This is a genomic window from Sanguibacter sp. TS_SC_8, from assembly GCF_055361235.1.
The window spans coordinates 2,644,903-2,660,637 of the sequence record NZ_CM143955.1 but is presented as its reverse complement, the minus strand read 5'-3'; the positions used below and the strand labels follow the sequence as shown (position 1 = coordinate 2,660,637).

At 71.0% G+C, this 15,735-nt stretch carries 14 protein-coding genes; 8 read left to right on the top strand and 6 right to left on the bottom strand.

Going from position 1 to position 15,735, the window contains the following annotated elements; translation table 11 throughout:
* The first annotated feature begins 13 nt into the window (after positions 1–13).
* The 4 genes from ACWA15_RS12060 (at position 14) to ACWA15_RS12045 (ending at position 4,786) form a co-directional block, all read left to right on the top strand.
* Positions 14–1,288, top strand: coding sequence for a histidine kinase (locus ACWA15_RS12060; RefSeq protein ID WP_464055527.1), 1,275 nt, complete (start codon positions 14–16; stop codon positions 1,286–1,288).
* Positions 1,285–2,001, top strand: a complete 717-nt coding sequence (locus ACWA15_RS12055) for a response regulator (protein ID WP_464055525.1) — start codon at positions 1,285–1,287, stop codon at positions 1,999–2,001. The genes ACWA15_RS12060 and ACWA15_RS12055 overlap by 4 nt, the downstream gene beginning before the upstream one ends.
* 86 nt (positions 2,002–2,087) lie before the next feature.
* Positions 2,088–2,861, top strand: a complete 774-nt coding sequence (locus ACWA15_RS12050) for an ABC transporter ATP-binding protein (protein WP_464055524.1) — start codon at positions 2,088–2,090, stop codon at positions 2,859–2,861.
* Positions 2,861–4,786, top strand: a complete 1,926-nt coding sequence (locus ACWA15_RS12045; protein ID WP_464059493.1) for an FtsX-like permease family protein — start codon at positions 2,861–2,863, stop codon at positions 4,784–4,786. Before ACWA15_RS12050 ends, ACWA15_RS12045 begins: the two co-directional genes overlap by 1 nt.
* Positions 4,787–4,800: 14 nt before the next feature.
* Here the strand turns inward: ACWA15_RS12045 and ACWA15_RS12040 are convergent, their stop codons facing one another.
* Genes ACWA15_RS12040 through ACWA15_RS12030 form a run of 3 tightly spaced genes read right to left on the bottom strand, consistent with a single transcriptional unit; the run spans position 4,801 to position 6,904 of the window.
* On the bottom strand, positions 4,801–5,355 hold the full coding sequence (locus tag ACWA15_RS12040; protein WP_464055523.1) for a HEAT repeat domain-containing protein: 555 nt from the start codon (positions 5,353–5,355) through the stop codon (positions 4,801–4,803).
* Between the two features lie 13 nt (positions 5,356–5,368).
* The gene (locus ACWA15_RS12035; RefSeq protein WP_464055522.1) at positions 5,369–6,091 is read right to left on the bottom strand and encodes a DUF2161 family putative PD-(D/E)XK-type phosphodiesterase; all 723 of its coding nucleotides are present in this window, start codon (positions 6,089–6,091) and stop codon (positions 5,369–5,371) included.
* A gap of 45 nt (positions 6,092–6,136) precedes the next feature.
* Positions 6,137–6,904, bottom strand: a complete 768-nt coding sequence (locus tag ACWA15_RS12030; protein ID WP_464055521.1) for a hypothetical protein — start codon at positions 6,902–6,904, stop codon at positions 6,137–6,139.
* A 95-nt stretch (positions 6,905–6,999) separates the two neighbouring features.
* On the opposite strand from ACWA15_RS12030, the gene ACWA15_RS12025 reads away from it, so the two are divergent.
* Entirely contained in the window at positions 7,000–7,521 is a 522-nt protein-coding gene (locus tag ACWA15_RS12025) for a ClbS/DfsB family four-helix bundle protein (protein WP_464055520.1), read from the top strand.
* On the opposite strand, the gene map is transcribed toward ACWA15_RS12025, so the two are convergent.
* Positions 7,493–8,275 (bottom strand): type I methionyl aminopeptidase, encoded by a 783-nt coding sequence (gene map, locus ACWA15_RS12020; RefSeq protein ID WP_464055519.1) that lies wholly within the window; start codon positions 8,273–8,275, stop codon positions 7,493–7,495. The two genes, ACWA15_RS12025 and map, sit on opposite strands and share 29 nt — an antisense overlap.
* Positions 8,276–8,341: 66 nt before the next feature.
* Here map and ACWA15_RS12015 point away from each other — a divergent pair, with 66 nt between their 5' ends.
* The 3 genes from ACWA15_RS12015 to ACWA15_RS12005 all read left to right on the top strand — a co-directional run bounded on the left by ACWA15_RS12015 (position 8,342) and on the right by ACWA15_RS12005 (position 11,947).
* On the top strand, positions 8,342–8,638 hold the full coding sequence (locus ACWA15_RS12015; RefSeq protein ID WP_464055517.1) for a helix-turn-helix domain-containing protein: 297 nt from the start codon (positions 8,342–8,344) through the stop codon (positions 8,636–8,638).
* 152 nt (positions 8,639–8,790) lie between these two features.
* Positions 8,791–11,250: a DMSO/selenate family reductase complex A subunit gene (locus ACWA15_RS12010; RefSeq protein WP_464055515.1), complete on the top strand. Its 2,460-nt coding sequence runs from the start codon at positions 8,791–8,793 to the stop codon at positions 11,248–11,250.
* A 4-nt stretch (positions 11,251–11,254) separates the two neighbouring features.
* A complete protein-coding gene (locus ACWA15_RS12005) occupies positions 11,255–11,947 on the top strand; it encodes a TorD/DmsD family molecular chaperone (RefSeq protein WP_464055514.1) in 693 nt (230 codons plus the stop codon).
* Here the strand turns inward: ACWA15_RS12005 and ACWA15_RS12000 are convergent.
* Positions 11,944–13,983: an ABC transporter ATP-binding protein gene (locus ACWA15_RS12000; RefSeq protein ID WP_464055513.1), complete on the bottom strand. Its 2,040-nt coding sequence runs from the start codon at positions 13,981–13,983 to the stop codon at positions 11,944–11,946. The genes ACWA15_RS12005 and ACWA15_RS12000 overlap by 4 nt on opposite strands.
* A complete protein-coding gene (locus ACWA15_RS11995; protein ID WP_464055511.1) occupies positions 13,983–15,719 on the bottom strand; it encodes an ABC transporter ATP-binding protein in 1,737 nt (578 codons plus the stop codon). Before ACWA15_RS11995 ends, ACWA15_RS12000 begins: the two co-directional genes overlap by 1 nt.
* Positions 15,720–15,735 lie beyond the last annotated feature (16 nt).

Below are 15,735 nucleotides of genomic sequence, written 5' to 3'. Positions count from 1 at the left end.
CTAGAGTCTGCACATGCTTTCCCCCCGCCCCCTCCGACGGCCTCAGCGTCGCGACGTCGTCACGGCGGCGCTCTGCTGGGCGGTCGCGGTCGGGGCGCTGCTGGCCGTGTCGCTGGTGGCCGGCGTGGATCCGGAGCTCTCCGACGAGATCCCCGGTCGTGGCACCGGGACCTGGTGGGTGACGGTCGTCGCGCTGACCGGTCAGGCCGTCGCACTGGCCTGGGTGCGTGCGGCGCCGAGGGCGGTGCTGCCGCTCGTCGCGGGGATACCGCTCGCCGTCTCGTGGATCGGGTTGGGCGGGGCCTTCGGCCTGCTGTCGGTGGCCCTCATCGCGGCGACCTATCGTGCCTTCACCGAACGGCCTCAGCGTGTGACGCGCAGCGGCGGACTCTCCGCAGCGGCCCTGACGCTCGCCGCGTACGTCGTCACCGGGGTCCAGGACGCAGAGCTCGCCGTCGGTGTGGTCGTCGCCTGGGCGTTCGCCCAGGCCGCCTTCGTGGTCGGAGCGCCGATGCTCGTGGCGCTGCTTGTCTCCTCCCGGCGTGACATCCAGGAGGCGACGGACCGCGAGGTCCGTGCGCTCGCCCGTGAGCACGACGCCCTGGTGCGGGAGGCGCGGGCGCAGGAACGCACGGCGATGGCCCGCGAGCTCCACGACATCGCCGCGCACCACCTCTCCGGCATCGCGGTCATGGCAGCGGCGATCGAGCGGCAGATCGGCACGGATCCTGAGGTGGCCCGGGAGGGGGTGCGGCAGGTGCGGAGCCAGAGCACCGCGGTGCTGCGCGACCTCCGACGCCTCGTCGGGCTGCTGCGTGAGAGCGATGCGGGGGAGCTCTCGGTCGAGACGCTCGGCGGGATCGTCGAGCTCGTCGCGCAGGCGTCGGCGCACGGTGCACCGGTCGAGCTGGAGACTCGCGCTGGAGAGGAGGGCCGCCCGCTCGGTGCGGGCGTGGGACCGCTCGCCCAGCTCGCCGCGTACCGGCTGGTCCAGGAGTCGCTGGCCAACGCTGCCCAGCACGCGCCCGGTGCCCGGTGCCGGGTGACCGTCGACGACCGTGATCCAGGGTCGGTGCTGGTGACCGTCCACAACGAAGCGGCAGCTACGGCGCCGCTGTCGCGACCCGGCGGAGGGTTTGGTCTCGTCGGCATGCGTGAGCGCGCCGAGCTCACCGGGGCGGACCTGCGGTACGGTCCGACGATCGACGGCGGCTGGGACGTGTCCCTGCGGCTGGGACGAGACACCACGGGAAGCCCTGACGCCACGGGAAGCGAGGACCACGGATGATCCGCATCATCATCGCCGACGACCAGGCGCTCGTGCGTGCGGGGCTGTCGGCGCTGCTCGGTGCCGAGCCGGACATCGAGGTCGTCGGCGTCGCGGCCGACGGCGACGAGGCCGTGCGCCTCGCCCGCGAGCTGCGACCCGACGTGGCCTGCCTCGACATCCGGATGCCCGGGCGCGACGGGATCCGGGCCACCCGCGACCTGTGCGGCCCCGACGTGCCCGACCCGATCCCGGTGCTGGTGCTGACGACCTTCGATCTCGACGACTACGTCTTCGGAGCGCTGGAGGCCGGGGCGTCCGGCTTCCTCCTCAAGGACGCCGACCCGGTGGTCATGGTCGAGGCGGTGCGGTCGATCGCGGCGGGCAACGGGACCCTCGACCAGACGTTGACCCGCCGGGTGCTGCGGGAGTTCGTGGACCGCCGCCGCACCCAGCCGGTCACCGCGCAGCGCGGCTCCGAGCTGCTCACCGCGCGCGAGACCGAGATCCTCCTGCTGCTCGCGCAGGGGATGTCGAACGAGGAAGTGGCCCAGGAACTCGTCGTGGAGGTCTCGACCGTCAAGTCGCACCTAGCGCGGATGATGCCGAAGATCGGGGTGAGGTCACGCCTGCAGGCGGTCGTGTGGGCCTACCAGAACCGCATCGTCACGGTCCCGGACGCGGTCGACGGCCCGCTTGCATCGAAAGACGCAAGCCGTGAGGTTCCCTCGTAAGCGGCTCGATGCCGGCTGCTGCCCGCTCCTAGTGTCGAGAGCGACGGGATCCGCCCCGTCGCTCGCGACTCTCAAGGAGTGCCGTCATGGCCGCCGCAGCAGTCTTCGCCCCGTCGTCCCTCGCCCCTCCCGGCACCCACACGGCCGTCCGGCTCGTGCAGGTCCGCAAGACGTACCCGAACGGACTCGGTGAGACCGAGGCGCTGCGCTCGGTGTCGGTGGCGCTCCAGCCGGGATCGTTCACCGCGGTCATGGGGCCGTCCGGGTCGGGGAAGTCCACCTTCCTCAACTGCGCTGCCGGCCTGGACACACCCACCAGCGGCCAGGTGATCGTCGGCGACGATGACCTCACCGCGATGTCACCCGACGCTCTGACGCGCTTCCGGCGGCGACGCGTCGGCTTCGTCTTCCAGGCCTACAACCTCATCGGGCACCTCACCGTCGCGGAGAACGTGCAGCTCCCGCTGCTGCTCGACGGCCGGCGCCCGGACCCCGTCTGGCAGGACCAGCTGCTGCACGCCGTCGGGCTGCAAGGGATGGAGGACCGGCTGCCCGGTCAGCTGTCCGGAGGCCAGGCCCAGCGGGTCGCGATCGCCCGGGCCCTGGTCACCCGGCCCACGGTGGTCTTCGCCGACGAGCCGACCGGTGCACTCGACTCCCGCACCGGGGAGCAGATCCTCGACGTGCTGCGGGGCACCGCACAGAGCCTCGGGCAGACGCTGGTGCTCGTCACCCACGACGCCCGCGTGGCCGCGGTCGCCGACCAGGTGCTGTTCCTGGCCGACGGGCGCGTGGTGGGGCACCTCGAGTCACCGACCGCCGAGCAGATCACCACGCTCCTCCTGACGCTGGGGCGGTGATGACGATGTGGTCCTTCGCCCGTTCCTCCGCCCGCGCCCACCGAACCAGCATGCTGGGCAGCTTCGTCATCGTCCTGCTCGCCTCCGCGCTGCTGACCGCGACGGGGGTCCTCATGGAGTCCGGGCTGCGCACCAGCCTCGGGTCGAGCCGGCCCGGCGGAGACGGGGTGCTGCTCACCACGGTCGCGGCCTCCTTCGCGGGGACGACGATCTTCGTCGTGGTCCTCATGGTCTCCTCGACCATCGCCGCCGCGCTCCGGCAACGCCGCCGCGAGTTCGCGCTGCTGAGGGCCGTCGGTGCGACCGGCGCCCAGGTGCGAAGCTTGGTCACCGGGGAGGTGCTCCTCGTGTTCGCCGTCGCGGGGCCGCTCGGCGCCGTGCCGGGTCTAGTCGCAGCACGGCTGATGGCCCCGCTGCTCGTGTCGAACGGTATCGTCCCTGCAGGGTATGAGCTCACCCTCTCCCCGCTGCCCGTCCTCGCGACCCTCGCCCTGCTCGTGCCCACCGGGGTGCTGGCTGCGCGGCTTGCCGGCCGGGACGCCGTCCGCACGAGCCCCACCGCGGCGGTGACGCAGAGCGAGGTGGAGCCCTCGGCCCTCGGCAAGGGGCGGCGGATCACGGCGCTCTGGTTCGCCGGGGCCGGCCTCGCCGTCGCCGTGGTCCCGTTCGTCGTTCCCGGCATGATGGGCAGCGCCGCCGGTGCGAGCTCTGCGTTCCTGCTCATCACCGCGGGTGCTCTGGCGGGGCCGGTGGTCGTCTCGTGGGTGGCTGAGCAAGCGGTGCGACTCTCGCGGCCGCTGGGATGGTCGAGCGGGCACCTGGCCATGGCCAACGCCCGCGGGTTCTCCCGGCGCCTCACCACGGCGATCGTGCCGCTCGCGCTGCTGCTGGCGCTCGGGACCGTGCAGTCGGGGGTCGACAAGACCGCCGTCGCGGCGTCCGGCATGCAGCTCGAGGACGGGCTGCACGCGGACCTGGTGGTCGATGTGTCCCGCGGCACGACCCCCGACGAGGTGGCCGCGACCGCGCAGATCCCGGGCGTGGCGGCAGCCATGAGCACAGGCTTCGTGGCGGCCGAGGTGAAGATCGAGGCCGACGACGAGGACATCCCAGCCCTCAGCGCGTTCTCCTGGGAGCGCGCTGCGCTGCGCGTCCTGCCGACCGGCACCACGACCTCCGTGATCGACCCGCAGGTGCGGACCGGCTCACTGGCCGACCTCGACGGCGTCGACACGATCGCTCTCGGGAGCGACGCGACCTTCGGCACCGGCAAGGGGGTCGGCGACACCGTCGAGATGCGGTACGCCAACGGCACAGAGGCCACCGCGACGATCGTCGCCGTGTACGACCGCGCGCTCGGCTTCGGCGACCACCTCATCGGCGAGGGCACGGTGCAGGCGCACGGCGTCGCCACCGTGCCCGATGCCCTCTTCATCAGGGTTGAGCCTGGCGCGACCAGTGACGTCCAAGCCCGCATCGGCGCGATGGGCCTGAGCGTCCAGCCCACCGCGGCCTACATCGAGGAGGCGACGAGCGCTGGCGCCGCTCAGCAGAACCTCTCCGCCGTCCTCCTGCTCGCGCTGCTCGCCTTCGTCGGTCTCGCCGCGGCGAACACCTTGGCCATGCTCACCGCCCAGCGGGGCGGTGAGTTCGCGCTGCTGCGGCGCACCGGCGCCACCGGGCGCCAGCTGAACGTCATGGTCGCCGTCGAGTCGGCCTTCGTGGTGGGGGTGGCGTGGCTGATCGGCACGATCGCGGTGGTGCCAGCACTGGTCGGGGCGAGCTACGGCCTCCTCGGCACCCCGGTGCCGACCGTGGACTGGGCGATGTACGGGGGCCTCGCTGGGGCGGTCGCCGTGATCGCGGTGCTGGCGGTCGTTCCGGTCGCGGTGATCCGGGCTGCGAGTGGTCGGGCGAACCCGTAGACCGACCAGACCGACTACGCCGACGGCTCGCTCAGCCGCGCCGCGAGCGTGTCGCGGGCCTGCTGGGCGATCGGGCGGACCGACTTGTCGCGATCGCTGAAGTGCTGGGCGATGGTCGACTGGTGCTCGGCGGTGCCTTGGGCAGCGAGGGCGCGCAGGGCGGCGGAGCGGACGCGCGGGTTCTCGTCGTTTGCCAGGCGCACCAGCTGGGGTGCGGCGGGGATGTCGCGCTCGAGGACGACCCGGGCGCACATCTCGCGCACGCGCCAGGCGCGGTTGCCCAGCCCGTTGACGATGAGCGGGGCCGCAGAGTTGTCCCAGACGAACAGCAGGGCGCGGGCGCCCCAGAGCTCGGGCCAGTACAGCGGGGGTGCACCATCGAGGATGCCGAGCCCGTGGCGACCACCGGCGTAGAGGAGGAAGTCCTTGCCGGCGTTCTCTCCGCGCAGCAGCGCGATGGCCTTCTGCTCGACGACCTGCTCGCTGTAGTGCGCGATGGCGGCTTGGATGCGCTCGCCGGTGGGCAGGTCGAGGGGGATGTCGGGGTGCGGGTTCAGTTTGTTGTCCATGGCACCGTCCACTCTAGCGGGCCGGGCCCTGAGGGTCCGCCGGGACGACGGCAAAGAGGTCCGCATGCTCGGCCAGCGCAGCGACCCCGGCCTCGGTGGCGGTGTGGTGGCGCGGGGCACCCTTGGCGAACCACGAGTAGTAGTTGCGGGCCAGGATCGCGGAGGTGGTGTCGGGACCGCCGAGCGCCCGGATCTGGGTGGTGGTGAGCTCGCCGTGGGCGGCGAGGATGGCCACGATCGCCAGGCTGCGCTCCTTGTAGACGGTGAGGATGCGGCGTCGGACGACGCCTCCGGCGTTGCGGCTGCCGGTGCGCCCGGTGTGCTCGGTGAGCACCGCGAGCCGCTTCCTGACGTTGGTGCGCACCGCCCGGGCGGGGGCGGGGTGGACGGCGGCGTCCACCTGCCCGACGCCGGCCTCGGTGAACGCGACGAACAGCAGCCCGATCTCCAGGCGCCGGCACAGCCGGACGATGTCGTCGTGGCGCGGGGCCCGGTACCCGCCCTTGGGCAGCGGGATCGCCACGTACACGCCGTCCGCGACGAGCTGGCGGCGAGACGCCTGGAACAGCAGCTCGATGGTGAACCCGGTCTTCAGCTCCACGACGACGAGCTCCTCACCGCGCACGGCGGTCACGTCGCAGTCCTTGACCTCTCCCTTGACCTCGTAGCCGAGACCCTCCAGGAACGCCTTGACCGGTGGGTACAGGTCGGTCTCCTGCAGAGCGCGGACCGCCATGGTGCGCGGCCTCCTTCGACGTCGGGCTGGGTGTGGGCTTCCACGCTACCTGCCTGGCGGAGCCGGTGGACCCGGAGCCCGGTCGATGATCGTCGCGAGGCGGGAGCGGGTGAGGTTCTTCCGGGCGAGGGCCTGGACCACCGGTGACGGGTCGTCCTCGAGGCGCCGGAAGACCGGCAGGCCGGCGACGGGGTCAGCGGCCACGGCGACGCTCCAGGCGTACTCGAGGGTCGTGCGCAGCGACGCCCAGGCGTTGGTGCGGCGGGTCGCCGTGTCCGCGGCGGCGACCAGCGCAGTGGCCCGGCCGCAGGCGTCGAGGGCGACGGCGGCCGCCTCGGGGGCGCGGAGCAGTCGAGGTTCGCAGACCGTGGCGAGGGCCGCCCGCACGAGCCGGGGGTCCCCGGAACGCATCCACGTCGAGAGAGCGGCTGCGACCGGTGACGCGGGGTCCGCCAGCGCGGGGGCCTCGGCTCTGATGAGGTCTGCGGCGAGCTGCAGGCCTCGGGCGACGGCCTCGCGGACCCGCCACCGGTCGTCGCCGGCGCGCGCCGCGAGGATCGCCAGGAGCGAGGTGAAGGCCTCGGACCCGACCTCGGTGCCGGCGATCGCGCGGGCGACGCCCGCGGTGCCGCACATGGCCAGGTACTCGTCGGCGTCGTCGGCCAGCTGGCGCAGGGTGGGGAGGTCCACCTCGGCGGCGCACCGGTCGACGAGGGAGAGGTTGGCGCGCGGGCCGGGCAGCCCCGATCCGGCGAGGAGGTGGACGCGGAGGTCGGGCGGTGCGAGGGACCCGAGGTCAGGGGACGGGAGCATTGCTCGGATCCTAGGTTCGCAGCGCGCCAGACGCCAGGTCCTAGGTCCCGACCGCCGGAAACGCTGCGTGGTTAGTGTCGAGAGGGAGGTGGATCATGTCGCGACCGACGACCAAGGACGAGCTGCTCCGCGCGAACGAGGACGGTCTCCAGGCGGTGTGGGACCTGGCCGCCGAGCTCCCCGAGGGCACCTGGTGGGACGAGCCCGACGACCGCGACCACTGCGTGCGCGACGTCGTCGCGCACCTGCGCGAGTGGCAGCGGATGATGCTCACCTGGTATGCCGACGGGATGGCCGGCCGCCCGCCCGCGATGCCCGCCCCCGGGCACACCTGGCGCACGCTGCCGGCTCTCAACGCGGAGATCTGGGCGCGCTACCAGGACACCACCGAGCAGGAGGTGCGCGAGGGGCTGATCGAGACCCACGCCCGGCTCCGGGCGATCATCGGCTCCCACACCGACGACGAGCTCTTCGAGAAGAAGCACTACCCGTGGACGGGCAGCACCTCGCTCGGGTCCTACTTCGTCTCGGCGACGTCGAGCCACTACGCGTGGGCCGCGACGACGCTCCGCCGCCGGCGCCGACGCCTCACGAGCGCGGCGGCACCGGCAGAGTGAGGATCTCGGCACCGTCGTCGGTGATGGCGATCGTGTGCTCGCTGTGTGCGGTCCGGCAGCCGGTCGCGCTGCGCAGCGTCCACCCGTCGGCATCGGTGACGAGGTCGGCGGTGTCGACCATGACCCACGGCTCCAGCGCGAGGAGCAGGCCGGGGCGCAGCGTGTAGCCCCGTCCGGGCCGTCCGGTGTTGGGCACGTGCGGGTCCTGGTGCATGGTCGAGCCGATGCCGTGCCCGCCGAACTGGGTGTTGACCGGGTACCCGGCCTCACCCAGGACCGTGCCGATGGCGTGGGAGATGTCGCCGATGCGCGCCCCGGGGCGCGCGACGGCGATCCCGGCGGCGAGTGCGTGCTGGGTCGCCTCGATCATCGCGAGGCTCTCCGGGGGGCGTGAGTCGCCCACGACGAAGCTGATGGCCGAGTCTGCGGCGATGCCGCCCGAGGAGACGGCGAGGTCGAGCGTCAGCAGGTCGCCGTCGGCGAGGGTGTAGTCGTGCGGCAGGCCGTGGAGCACGCCGTCGTTGACGGACGTGCAGATGTAGTGGCCGAACGGCCCGCGCCCGAACGACGGAGCGTAGTCGACGTAGCAGGACTGCGCTCCGGCCTCGAGAATCATGGCGCGCGCCCACCGGTCGATGTCCAAGAGGTTCGTGCCCACCGCGCTGCGGGTCTTGAGCGTCTGCAGGATGTGCGCCACGAGGGCGCCGGTCTCCCGTGCTTGAGCCAGCTCGGGGGGGTTGAGGATCTCGATCATGCGGCGCCCTTCGCGTCCTTCCAATAACTATCCCGGCCATACTATCCCGGTACTAGAATTGGGGCCATGGTCAGACTCCCGCTCACTCCCGCAGAGGTCCAGCGCGGACAGCGCCTCGGCGCCCTGTTGCGCCGCGCCCGGGGAGAACGTTCGATGCTCGAGACCGCCCTCGCGGCGCACGTCTCCCCGGAGACCCTCCGCAAGATCGAGACGGGCCGCGTGGCGACCCCCGCCTTCCCGACCATCGCGGCGATCGCCGGCGTCCTCGGCCTCTCCCTCGATGCGGTGTGGGCCGAGATCCACCAGCCCGAGCTTGACGGGGACACCACCGGCTCCGACGGGAGCTCGCGCCTGGCCTCGTAGGCCCCAGCGTCGGGGGAGGAGCCGCACCACTTGCCTTTACCACTCAAACCGGCGCGTTGCAGAGGGACCTTCGGCCCTCAGGAGTGCAGGTTCGCGTGCCTAGATTGGACGGAGACGCCCGTTCTTCAGCGACGAAGCCCCCCGGAGGATTCATGCCCGACTCTGCGATCGACGCCCGCCCCACCCAGGACGGCACCCCACGCCGCTCGTTCCTGAAGTGGTCCGCCGCAGTGGGTGGTGGGGCAGCGACGATCGGGGCCGGTGCGTACTTCGGGGTGCTGCCCGGGATCGGTGAGGAGAACGCGGCGCACGCCACCGGCTCACGGGTCGACCGCACCGTGTGGTCCGCGTGCGTGGTCAACTGCGGTTCGCGCTGCCCGCTGCGATACGAGGTCAAGGACGGCACGATCGTGCGAGTCCTTCCCGACAACACCGGCGACGACGGACTGCTCACCCGCCAGATCCGCGCCTGCGTCCGTGGACGCAACATGCGCCAGCGCATCTACAACCCGGACCGCATCAAGACCCCGCTCAAGAGGGTCGGCCCCCGCGGCAGCGGGCAGTACGAGCCGATCTCCTGGGACGAGGCGCTCGACCTCTTCGCCGACAAGCTCAGGCACACCATCGACACCTTTGGCAACGAGGCGATCTACAAGAACTACGGATCAGGGGTGTGGAACGCTCACCTCGCCTACAGCGGTGGGTGGCCGCGCCTGTTCAACCTGCTCGGCGGGTTCCTCAGCTACTACGGGAACTACAGCTACGCGCAGATCCTCACCGTCACCCAGTACCACTACGGGGCACCGGACGAGCAGATCTCGAACAGCTTCGAGGACAGCGTCACCAACTCCGACATGCTCGTCCTGTGGGGCAACAACCCCCAGGAGACGCGCATGTCCGGGGGCGGCAACACGTTCACCTCGAACGCGGCGATGAAGAACAACAAGCTCAAGATCGTCGTGGTCGACCCCCGTCACTCGGACTCCGCCGCGGTCCTGGCGGACGAGTGGCTCGCCCCCCGGCCCGGCTCGGACGCCGCGCTCGTGGCCGGGATGGCCCACGTCATGATCAGCGAGAACCTGCACGACCAGGCGTTCCTGGACACGTACTGCCAGGGCTTCGACGAGGCCCACATGCCCGACGGCGTCCCGGCGGGGCACTCCTACCACTCCTACGTCATGGGCCTGGGACCGGACGGGATCGAGAAGACCCCCGCCTGGGCGGCGCAGATCACCGGGGTCACCGAACGGCAGATCGTCGGCTTCGCCCGCGACCTCGCCAACGCGAAGGCCGCGAACATCACCCAGGGGTGGGGACCCCAGCGCCACGCCAACGGCGAGAACCAGGCGCGCGCGATCTACACGCTCGCCGCGATGACCGGCAACGTCGGAATCCCCGGCGGCGGCACCGGCGGGCGTGAGGGCTACTACTGGCCGATCACCAGCTGGTTCCCCAACGGGGAGAACCCGGTCAAGACCCAGATCTCGATGTTCGGCTGGACCGACGCCATCGAGCGCGGTCCGGAGCTGACAGCGCTCAAGGACGGCGTCCGCGGCAAGGACAAGCTCGACGTCGGCATCAAGTTCATGCTCCAGTACGGCGGGAACATGCTCGCCAGCCAGCACGCCGACATCAACCGGACGCGCGCGATCCTCACCGACGAGTCCCTGTGCGAGTTCATCTGCGTCGTGGACAACCAGATGACAGCCTCCACCCAGATGGCGGACCTCATCCTGCCCGACACCACGACCGCGGAGCGCTGGGACCTCGTCCCGAGCGAGTACTCCGGGGACATGGCGTACCTGATCATGGCCGAGAAGGCGATCGAACCGCTCTTCGACTCCATGCCCGCGTACGACATGTGCGTCGGGATCGCCCAGCGGATGGGCGTCGAGGAGGAGTTCACCGAGGGGCGCACGCTCGAGGAGTGGGCGCGCTGGATGCAGGGGGAGACGGTGCGTGAGCACCCCGAGTTCCCGACCTTCGACGAGCTGCGCGAGCAGGGTGTCTACCGCTACTACGACCCCAAGGGTCTGACGGTCGCGCTCAAGGACTTCCGCGACGACCCGGAGGCGAACCCGCTCGACACGCCGTCGGGCAAGATCGAGATCTTCTCGAGCGGCCTGTGGGAGCTGGCCAAGACGTGGGAGTTCCCGGACCCGCTGCCCGGCGACGTCATCACCGCCCTGCCCGAGCACGTCGACACCTGGGAAGGGCCGGTCGAGGCCCGCACGAACAAGGAGTTCCCGCTCCAGGTGATCGGGCACCACTTCAAGGGACGGGTCCACTCGACCTACGGGAACCTCACGCTGCTCAAGGAGGCCCACCCCCAGATGGTGTGGATGAACACCATGGATGCCGACGAGCGCGGGATCGCCGAAGGTGACCTCGTCGAGGTCTTCAACAAGCGCGGCCGGATCCGCATCCCGGCGCGGGTGACCCCGCGCATCATGCCCGGGGTGCTCTCGGTCCCGCAGGGCGCGTGGTTCGAGCTCGACGAGGACGGCGTCGACGTCGGTGGCGCGGTCAACACGTTGACCAAGATCCACCCGACGCCGATCTCCAAGGGCAACCCCCAGCACACCGCCCTCGCCCAAGCAGTGAAGGCCTGACGCCGTGCACCTGTCCGCACCCGACGGCCCGGTCGAGGCCCGCGTCGCCGCGCTCGCCTCCGACACCCAGGCGCTCGCAGCGACCCTCGACGACTTCGCCGGCAGCTTCGGAGCCCTGGCCGGGCTGCTGCTGGCCGCTCCCATCCCTGACGTGCTGAGCCGGGTCCGCGCACCCGAGCTGCTGGCGCAGTGGCCGCTGGCCGACCAGCCCGCGTGCCAGCGGGGCATCAGCCTGCTCCTGGAGTCCGCCTCCAGCGCGGAGGACGCTGCGGTGATCGGTCGCGACTTCAACGAGCTGTACGTCGGCCCGCACCGGGCCAAGGTGTCCCCGTACGAGTCGGTGCACCGGTCCGAGGAGGGCCTGCTGTTCAACGAGGAGACCTTGCAGGTGCGCGACGCCTACGCGCGCTTCGGCCTGGTGGCACCGCGGCTCAACAAGGAACCGGACGACCACCTGGGGCTCGAGCTCGGCTTCGTCTCGACGCTGTGCGTCCGCGGCCTGGATGCGATCGAGGCCACGGACGAGGCGGCGCTGCTCCTGACGCTGCACGGCCTCGTCTCCTTCCTCGACGAGCACCTGCTCCTGTGGGCGCCGGCGTGCTTCGCCCGCACCGAGGAGGTCGCGACGACGGCGTTCTACCAAGGGGTGGGCGCGCTCGGCCTGGGGACCTGCGTGGCAGCCGAGGCGATCTTCTAGGCGTCGACCGGGTCCACCTCGCCGGCCTTCTCCACCGCGTCGTCGTCCTCCCCGCCCTGGAACTGGCTGAGGTACAGCGCGTGGTAGGCGCCCCGGCGGTCGAGGAGCTCGGCGTGGGACCCCTGCTCGACGATGCGTCCGGCCTCCATGACGAGGATCGTGTGCGCGTCCCTGATGGTCGAGAGGCGGTGCGCGATGACGAACGACGTGCGGTCGGTGCGCAGCGCGGCCATCGCGTGCTGGACGAGCAGCTCGGTGCGGGTGTCGACCGAGCTGGTCGCCTCGTCGAGGATGAGCAGCGACGGCTGGGCGATGAACGCCCGGGCGATCGTGATGAGCTGGCGCTCACCGGCCGAGATGGACCCACCCTCAGCGTCCACGACCGTGTCGTAGCCGGCCGGGAGCTGACGGACGAACCGGTCGACCATGGTCGCCTGTGCGGCCTCGACGACCTCGTCGTCGGTGGCGTCCAGGCGCCCGTAGCGGATGTTCTCCCGGATGGTGCCTTCGAACAGCCAGGAGTCCTGCAGGACCATCCCCACCTGGGAGCGCAGGTCGCTGCGGGTGAGGTCACGGACGTCGACGCCGTCGACGAGGATGCGCCCGCCGTCGAGCTCGTAGAACCGCATGATGAGGTTGACCAGGGTGGTCTTGCCCGCCCCGGTGTGGCCGACGATCGCGATGGTGTGGCCCGGCTGCGCGGCCAGGGACAGCCCCTCGATGAGCGGCTCGTCCGGGCTGTAGCTGAAGGACACGTTGTCCAGCTCCACGTGACCGTCGCGACGGGTCGGCAGGCTGGAGACGGCGATCTCCGGCTCCTCCTCCTCGGCGTCGAGCAGCTCGAAGGTCCGCTCGGCCGAGGCGATCCCGGACTGGAGCATGTTGGCGATCGAGGCGATCTCGGAGATGGGCTGGGTGAACTCGCGGGAGTACTGGATGAACGCGGTCGCGTCACCGAGGGTCATCTGCCCCGACGCGACGCGCAGGCCGCCGGCGACGGCGACGAGCACGTAGGAGAGGTAGGACACGAAGGTCATCGCCGGCATGATCATCCCGGAGACGAACTGGGCGCCGAACGCCGCCGAGTAGAGCTTGTCGTTGCGCTCGTCGAACTCGGCGAGCATCTCCTCGTCGCGCCCGTAGGCCCGCACGAGCTCGAGCCCGGACAACGACTCCTCGACGTGGCCGTTGAGCGACCCGGTGTACTTCCACTGCGCGGCGAAGAGCTTCTGCGACCGCACCCCGATCACCCCGGCGATGATCCCGGACAGCGGCAGGGCGACCAGGGCGATGAGAGCGAGCTGCCACGACACGACGAACATCATCACGGTGATGCCCAGCACCGTCATCACCGACTGCACGAGCTGGGAGAAGGCCTGCTGCAGGGCGCTCTGGATGTTGTCGACGTCGTTGGTCACCCGGGACATGAGGTCACCGCGCTGGTGGGAGTCGAAGTAGCGCAGCGGGAGGCGGTTGATCTTGCGCTCGATGTCCTCGCGCAGCTCGAAGACCACCCGCATGACGAGCTTGTTGAGCAGGAACCCCTGCGCCCACATGAGGAAGGACGCGACGATGTACAGCGCGAGCACGGCGAGGATGAGGTCCCGCAGCCGAAGGAAGTCGATGCCCTGACCGGGCACGACCTCGGCGGCGGTGAGCATGTCCGCCCACCGGTCGTTCCCCTCGGCGCGTGCCTGCGCGACGACCGTCTCGAGCGGGACCCCCGCCGGCAGGGACATGCCGAGGGCGCCGGTGAAGATGACGTCCATCGCCCGGCCCAGCACCCGCGGGGCGATGACGGTGAACACGACGGAGATCATCACCAGCACGATGACGAACGACATGAGCGCACGCTCAGGGCGCAGCAGCCCGATCAGGCGCTTGGCCGACGGCCAGAAGTGCTGAGCCTTGCGGGCGGGCGGACCGCCCCCGAACATGCCGCCGTCCGCCTCGGTCGGCTCGTAGAGGACCTCGGTCTCCTCGGCCGTGTCGCTCGTGTCGTTGGTGACCTTGGTGTCTTTGCTCCTGCGGCCCATCAGGCCACCCCTTCCACGCTCAGCTGAGACTCGACGATCTCGCGGTAGGTCTCGCTCGACTCGAGCAGCTCCTCGTGCGTCCCCGTCCCGGCGACCACGCCGCCGTCGAGCACGATGATGCGGTCCGCCGAGCGGATCGTGGAGATGCGCTGGGCGACGATGATGACTGTCGCGTCCCCTGTCGCGTCGGCGAGGGCCGCGCGCAGGTTCGCATCCGTGGTGACGTCCAGGGCCGAGAACGAGTCGTCGAAGAGGTAGACGAGCGGTCGGGCGGCGAGGGCGCGGGCGATGCACAGACGCTGGCGCTGACCGCCGGAGACGTTCGTGCCGCCCTGGGCGATCTTCTCCTCGAGGGCGCCAGGCTTGGCGCGGACGAAGTCCTCGGCCTGCGCCACCCGCAGGGCCTGCCACATCTCCTCCTCGGTCGCGTCGGGGCGCCCGAACGCCAGGTTGGAGGCCACCGTGCCGGAGAAGAGGTAGGGCTTCTGCGGGACCAGGCCCACGATGCCCGCGAGCTGGTGCCGGCCGAGGTCGGCGACGGGGACCCCGCCGATGGCCACGGTCCCGGACTGGGCCTCGAACAGGCGCGGGATCAGCCCGAGCAGCGTCGTCTTGCCCGCGCCCGTCGACCCGACGATCGCTGTCGTGCGCCCGCGCTCGGCGACGAAGCTCACCCCGGACAGGACCGGCAGCTCGGCCCCCGGATAGCCGAAGGTCACGTCGCGGAACTCGACCTCACCCGACGTCGGCGTCGCCGCGCTGCCCTCGGCCGGGGCCCGCATGGACGGGACGGCGTCGAAGACCTCCTCGACCCGCTCGGCCGAGACGACGGCGCGCGGCACGGCCATGACCATGAAGATCCCCATCATGACTGCCACCAGGATCTGCAGCAGGTACTGCAGGAACGCGGTGAGCGCACCGACCTGGATCTGGCCGGCGTCGACGCGGTGCCCCCCGAACCACAGCACGGCGGCGGTGGCCAGGTGCAGCACCATCATGATCACCGGGAACATGAGGACGAAGATGTTGCCCACCCGCACCGAGACGCGCGTGATCGCGAGGTTGGCCGCGGTGTAGCGCTCGGACTCGAGCGGCTCCCGGACGAAGGCGCGGATCACCCGGATCCCGGTGATCTGCTCGCGCAGCACGCCGTTGATGGTGTCGATGCGGTCCTGCATCTGGCGGAACAGCGGCAGCAGCCTCACCACGAGCACCGACACGACCACGAGCAGCAGCGGCACCGAGACCCACAGGAGCCACGACAGGCCCGGGTCCTCGCGCAGGGCCATGATGATGCCGCCGATGCACATGATCGGTGTCGAGACCATGAAGTTCAGGGCCAGCAGCACGACCATCTGCACCTGCTGGACATCGTTGGTGTTGCGGGTGATGAGCGTCGCGGTGCCGAAGCGGCTCACGTCGAGGGTGCCCAGGGAGTCGATCTTGCGGTAGACGTCGCGGCGCAGGTCCCGGCCCACGGCCATCGCGGTGCGGGCACCGAAGTAGATGGCGCCGATCGCGGCGGCGACCTGCACGAGGCAGACGCCGATCATCCGCCACCCGGTGGCCCAGATGAAGTCCGTGTCGCCCAGGGCGACGCCCTGGTCGATGATGCGCGCGTTGAGGCTGGGCAGGTACAGCGCGGCCATGGTCGCGATCAGCTGGAGGACGAGGACCGCGACGATCCACGTCCGGTACGGGCGCGCGTAGCGGAGCGAGAGGTGCAGGAGCTTCACGGGGCTGCTTTCTGAC